We start from the raw sequence: 6406 nt of genomic DNA, 5'->3' as shown, positions 1-6406 counted from the left end.
CGAACCTTTTGATTTTAAATGGTTGACTGAAACCGTTAGTTTTTTACCGGTATTATGTACTAAGAAGGTTCCCGTTAACGAATCACGTTGGTAAGCTCGACCACTGCCGATCAATTCGCCTTTACTATTGGTGATCACATTACCATTATCGTCTGTCAATGCGGGGGCTTCTTGACGTGGCATAGGAATAATATCCACCTCTTCCAAGGTCACCTTACTCGGACGATAAATCAAACCGGTAGTAATCGCATCAGAACCTACGGTATCTTCTGCCGTGATCATTCGATCACCATTGGTATCAAAAGCAACAAAGGTATAGCGATTGCCTACGTAGTTGTCATAATGTCTTTTGGAATAACGATCTTCAGTATACTTATCGTTCAGCGCATCAACCAACTCTTTAATCGCACCATAGTGACCAAAACCGTTATTTTCTACTTCCATCAAGCCGACAACATCAGCATTCATGCCATATAGCGCTTCAACTAATTTGGCTTTTTGCAGCTCAAATTCCACTTGGCTTTCTGCGCCACGATTTAATCCATGAGAGTTATAGTCCCCTTTAAATGGCGAGTTGAAAAAGTTTAATACGTTTTTCGAGCCCACGCGTAATACAAACTCATCGGCAGCCACCTTAGTTTGTAAACTCGGTTTGTTTTGTCGCGCACTATTATTTGATTTAAAGTTTGCTTTTGTGACAATAAAATCACTGCTTTCTGGCAAAATCAATCGGTATTCATTATAGCTATAATCTAAGACACCGCGCATATCCACAACACTGTCATTGACACGGATTGCGTTGGCGTTTGGATTGGCATTCCAAGCTGGGAAGTAAGGAATCTCACTATCCGCTTTTGCATCACTTTCAACAAACACTCGGCGGTCTTGGTTTTCACGTATTGCGGCTTTTGACGCTTCAGAGCCAGCGGCGGCTAACTGGTTCGGATGCATATTGGGCCGTTCATAGGCAATCACCATGTTGCTTCTTCGCGGAGCATAATCAAAACTAAAGGTGCGGCTGACCCGCATATCTTGTTTACCCTCTAGCTCAGAATTCATATCTTCCGGCAAAGTAACTAACATCCCTTCATAACGCTCTAGTGTTGCACGGAAGGACAATTTTCCATCTTCAGTGTCCAATTCAGGAATCACAGTAATAGGGGTTGGAGCGATTTTATTGACCGTTGCGTCCATCACTTGGAATTTATTGACGGTGGTTTTCAGCTGAGTACGGCCATAAAACTCTTCAACTCGACCTTGGAAACATAAGGTTTGCCCTACATGCTCGTCTTTTGCCCCTGAAAAGGTCACCAGTAGCCCATCAGAGGTTTTAGCGTTGCCATCACCATCTTTATCTTGGATGTAATAACCTTTGGTCAAGCCAGTGGTTGCTGCCACCACCACACCTTGAACAAAATACTCGCCATCGCTGATGTATTTTTTATTCTCGACATCCACCATAGGTGAATGCCAGCCATCACCCTGAATCGCATACGTTGGTGTCAGAGTCTGTCCTTCACAAACACCGACTTCCGGTTCTGGAGGAATAATTGCGCCGGATAATCCAGAGCCTAAACCTTCTGGTGAATCTTTGGCCGATGAATTCCACTCATCCGCTTTAAAGACCGCACTTGGTTTAGACTCATTGCCGGTATTGCGTACGAAGGTCTGATCTTTGCCCCATTCTTCACCAGAGATGCCGACAATATCATGCGTTTTGCTGCGATATTCAGTTTTCTTTGCCTCATCATCAATTTTGCAATCAGATTCATCACCACAAGATGGGGTAATCGGATAAGCAATAAATAAGGCATCATCACCATTAAAGCTCACATCAGCCACTTTAAGTTTGGCACCAGCAGGAATAGTCGATGCAATATCCGCATTCAGATCTTTATGGTGGATAACAATTGAAGCTCCGGCAGCCAATGTAACACCATTGAGGCGGTTAATTTCTTGAAAGTAGGAACCACCATTGCCATCCATATATAAGGCGGTATTTTCAAAAGTATGCGCATCACTACCCACATTGGTAATTTCAATCGCTTTATTAAAGCCCGATCCTTCAAGATAACGTGCAATGACAATATCATTAATATCGGCAAACGCGGGGGCGGCCAATGAGCTACCAACCGCTAATGCCAGGAGAGACATTTTATGTTTCATAAGTATATCCTTGATTCTTCACAGAGCCGGTTAGAAAAAGACTTTCGCTTTGGCATAAACATCTTGGTAGGCTTCACCGATATTGCCTTCCACTTCAATCACAGAAGCGCGACTCGGTTTATAACGTACCCCAATAGTTTGGAAGCTACGACTGCGTCCCATCGCTTCCCATAGCTCGACATCGCCGCCCCACTGCTGGCTTCCTCTATCCCAATCTTTATAGGCTTCATAGTTAACTGAACCAACCACATCCCAACGCTCATTCAAGCTATATTGGAAAGAAGCTAAACCGCCTTGGTTCTTAAATTCTTGATAGCGATTACAGACTTTAATCGCCGGATCGACCCAAGGATCGGAAGTGGTCGTACACTCACCGATTTCTTCATATTCAATAAAGCCATTTAGGCCAAGTAACAATTGTTCAGTCACCGCATAGCGTAATCCAACACCGTACAGTTTAAACAAACCATATTTCGACTCACCAGAAGAGCCATTACGACGCTCTGCACCAAGCACCATTGAAAATTCATCACCAAAGTAACCCACATAGCCATTGGTAATATTGCCTTGAGCTTGGCCTGATGAAGATTCACCTTTATAGCTGTAAGAAACCCCTACGGCAAACTTCTGATAGTTACCTTCATATTTTATGGTTTTAGCTTGGTCGCCGGCTTCTCCCGTCTCCGCACCGGTATCAAATGTTAAATCACCGTAAGCATCATAATCATCAAATGCAGTATCCGTTAAACCAAATTCCACATAGTGGTAAGGGCTATATCGATAACCCAGCCAAGCTTTATCGATATGCAGCACCATATCACCTGTACCACCGCGCCAATTTTCACGCTCGTAATCTAATTCGATACGGTAATCAAAAATGCTCACACGGCCTTTCGAGCCGAATGTAGCGAATGTGTCATCAATAAAAGAATCATCTGAGTGGTATTGTTTATATTTGGTTTTATTGCCGAAATAGCCACCAACACCAACTTCACCAAATACATCCATATAATCGCCATTTTCGGCGTTATAAACTCGAGCTGCTTGGCTCATCATAGGTAAAGCTAAAAATACAGCGGACAGTGCCAAAGGTAGCACTGATTTTCGGGAGTTTATTACTCGCATGCCATTTTCCTTGCTATAAAGAGAGGTTCTTACAAAATGAGTGTCTCATCACAATGAAATGCAATTTTAACCTTATTAATATTTATTTTTTGTGATCAAAATTCATATAAAAAGCTCAAAAAAAATACAACCCTGAAGCAAGAAACAACAAAACCCTTTAAATACAATGTGTTAACTAAAGAAAATAAAGTTCAAAATTGATAAAGTTTTCTTAATATCGTGATAAAGCTCTCATCAATAAAAAATTAGCAGTAAAAAGCAAACGTTTCCCTTTGATTTTATTGAAATTTAGTAACAAAAATAAGCGCAACAATACTCATATTAAATTTTCAAATGGCAATAAAAAGTAGACAGTTCATTTGGTCGCGTATCGTTTATTTCATGAACAAAATAATGACCAATACTCAACTATTGATTGATAACAGCATCAAGAAAAATGATTTAATAAATAGCAGATTATTTTTTGCTCGTTATAAAAAAGCGCCTCTCTGATACAGAAAAGGCGCTTTTTATTTAATCAGTCACTTTTATTTAATGAGTAAATTACGTGATTATTTTATTCGATTGAGTGTCACGACCGGATAATCTAATGCTTGTAAAATAGGCTGCTGTTCAGCAATATATTTCACGACGGCACGCGCATCGGTATTACACAACACATGCTCAGCCTTACAGTTAAGCGGTTGAGATTGGTAACGAACTTGATAGCGTCCGTCAACTTCTTCGATATGGCTAACTGGGAAGGCGGTTAATTTTCCATTCACGTAGGCTAAATCCACTCGACCGGTTTCTGTTTTTTGCGCGTCAAACAGTGGTGTCCAACCATCATTCCCCGTGGCATTATAGCTATTCATCGCCACATTATAGGTTTGGTCGTCCTGCAATGGGGTCCAGACTGGCTGCTCTAACGAACCGGTATTGACTTCGATCTGCGATAATTGACCTTTTTGATGTGCAACCGTTTCATCAAACACATAACGCAAGTTTCCGCCGTAAGGGAACTTTCCGGCATGCGCACTTGGTGGTAATGTGTCAGTGACCGTTTTGCTAATCAACGCCTTAATCACCGAGCCTTTCACTGGCACAACCGACATAAAGTTAGCGAAAGGCAGCATTTCAAGCGTTACATCCCCTTCTCGATATTCACCTTCACTAATATTGGTGCGAATTCCACCCGCTCCCGTTAAAGCAAAATCGACTTTCATGCCAGTGACTTGAGCCACTTCATCACTGGCAGCCCAATAATATTGCCCTAAGGCAACAATCGGAGCAACCCGAGAACCGTGCTGATCTGAATTATTATCGCCAGGTCGACGAGCATGACGAATTTCCTGTGGCACATTGGCAATCACCTCACCATAAGCTTGCTCGACGGCCGGTTTATAGTGCGAATCAATATGCTTTCTCAACTGCGCCTGTTCGGCGGCAATGGCAATGTTACGTTGACGCTCGATAAAACGAATGGCTTTGCTTTTTTCGCTGTCACTGAACGCGCTTTCGGTTTGGCGATTCGCTTGATGATAAAATTCATCATTACTGAGTAAGGTATTCTGTCCTGCACACGAAACTAATTCACCTTGAGCATCAAAACTTACCTTCGTTTTCCCAATCGCTTGAGCGAATTCTCCGGCTTGTACGACACAGGTTTTACTGGCACCGTTAGGGTTGGTCACTAACTGGGCATAAATGCCATTATTACTTAATCCTAAATTGGTAAAATCTCCCAACAAAGTGTGTGAGTGCCCACCAACAATCAGATCAATACCATCCACTTTACTAGCAATATCTAGATCAACGGCATTCCCGACATGGGTGACCGCAATAATATTATTCACCCCTAACGATTGCAGCTCATTGACCGTAGCTTGAGCTGAAGTGACCATATCAAAAAATTGCAGATCACCGGTATTCGGGGCAATATTCGGCATGTCATCCAACGCGATACCAAATACCGCCACAAGAGGTTTGTCTTTAGGTAGCTGCTTTACGTCATCAATGCGTTGCTTGTTAAATCCATCAAAAGCATAAATAACATAAGGTTTTAAATTGGTTTGATCTTTGAGATCGTTATCCATACTCGCATCAATGTTAGCGGCCAGTACGGGGAAATTGATCTGATTTAAAAACTCATTGAGTTTTTTGTTGTTTAAATCAAATTCATGATTGCCTAATGCCATCGCATCGATCCCCATACGACTGAGAATGTCTGCATTCATTGCACCTTCATTGATTTTGAAGTAAGCGCTTCCTTGCCAAGCATCGCCACCATGCAGAAATAACATGCTGTTGTTTTGTTTTTCCGCTTCTGCTCGATACTCATTCGCTTTAGTTAGAATACGAGGGTGCCCGCCAAATTCGTTATACACGCGCTGGTTATTAATGTAAAAACTAGAACGGACAGGATCAAAACTAGAATGTGTGTCGTTAATATGGGCAATAGTGAGATCAAAAACGCTGTCTTTAGAGGGCTGGATATCACTTTGGCTGCATCCCAGTAGTGCTAGCGCAATACTACTGGCAAGTAGAAGACGGTTACATCGCATAACTTTATTTCCTTATTTAGCTTAAAGTCACATAGTTGATGTAATTTAAAGGAAAATTCAATTAACTTCTGTGATATGAAATAGATAATGAAGGTAAAATAGCATTTTCATTCGCTATGAATAGAACATATGTTTATGAAGAGATGATGAATATAATAATCCTCGGCCCTGGAGCCATTGGCAGTTTATGGGCTTACCAATTACAACGTTCTGGCCATCGTGTCGCGCTATGGGGAACGCAACCTTGTCAGCAGTGGTCAATCGCTCAAGATGATGACCCAGCGATCTCTTATGCTTATAACCAACCTGCCACCCTGTCTGATGCTGATGCGGTATTGATCACCGTTAAAGCATGGCAAGTTGCTCAAGCCTTGACGCCGTTACTTCCTCACTTAGCGCCAGAGACCATGCTCATTTTTATGCATAATGGCATGGGAGCGCTGGATACCTTGGACAAATACATCAGCCCACATCCTGTTATTCTCGCCACCACAACACACGGCGCTCAGAAAAAAACACCTCACCATGTAATGCATACCGGACAAGGCATAACCCAACTTGGAGCCTATAAT

At 42.2% G+C, this 6406-nt stretch carries 4 protein-coding genes; 1 reads left to right on the top strand and 3 read right to left on the bottom strand.

The features are described from left to right. From B7C60_RS12190 to B7C60_RS12180, 3 genes are all read right to left on the bottom strand, one after another. Positions 1-2166, bottom strand: a 2166-nt coding sequence (locus B7C60_RS12190; protein ID WP_216639322.1) for an ExeM/NucH family extracellular endonuclease, incomplete at its 3' end; no start/stop codon positions are given. Between the two features lie 30 nt (positions 2167-2196). Beyond that, entirely contained in the window at positions 2197-3291 is a 1095-nt protein-coding gene (locus B7C60_RS12185) for a porin (RefSeq protein WP_245869332.1), read from the bottom strand. A gap of 551 nt (positions 3292-3842) precedes the next feature. After that, positions 3843-5834: a bifunctional metallophosphatase/5'-nucleotidase gene (locus tag B7C60_RS12180; RefSeq protein ID WP_099611875.1), complete on the bottom strand. Its 1992-nt coding sequence runs from the start codon at positions 5832-5834 to the stop codon at positions 3843-3845. 146 nt (positions 5835-5980) lie between these two features. On the opposite strand from B7C60_RS12180, the gene B7C60_RS19150 reads away from it, so the two are divergent. Further along, positions 5981-6406, top strand: a 426-nt coding sequence (locus B7C60_RS19150; protein ID WP_281251706.1) for a 2-dehydropantoate 2-reductase N-terminal domain-containing protein, incomplete at its 3' end; no start/stop codon positions are given.

Origin of the sequence: Vibrio fujianensis (assembly GCF_002749895.1) — a bacterium.
Taxonomy (GTDB): Bacteria; Pseudomonadota; Gammaproteobacteria; order Enterobacterales; family Vibrionaceae; genus Vibrio; species Vibrio fujianensis.
The sequence above is the reverse complement of the archived record's forward strand: the minus strand, read 5'-3'. Positions and strand labels throughout refer to the sequence as shown.

What these genes read in the sequence shown, in the direction of transcription:
- B7C60_RS12180 (WP_099611875.1), bottom strand. Translation starts at nt 5,834, where the DNA reads ATGCGATGTAACCGTCTTCTACTTGCCAGTAGTATTGCGCTAGCACTA.
- B7C60_RS12185 (WP_245869332.1), bottom strand. Translation starts at nt 3,291, where the DNA reads ATGCGAGTAATAAACTCCCGAAAATCAGTGCTACCTTTGGCACTGTCC.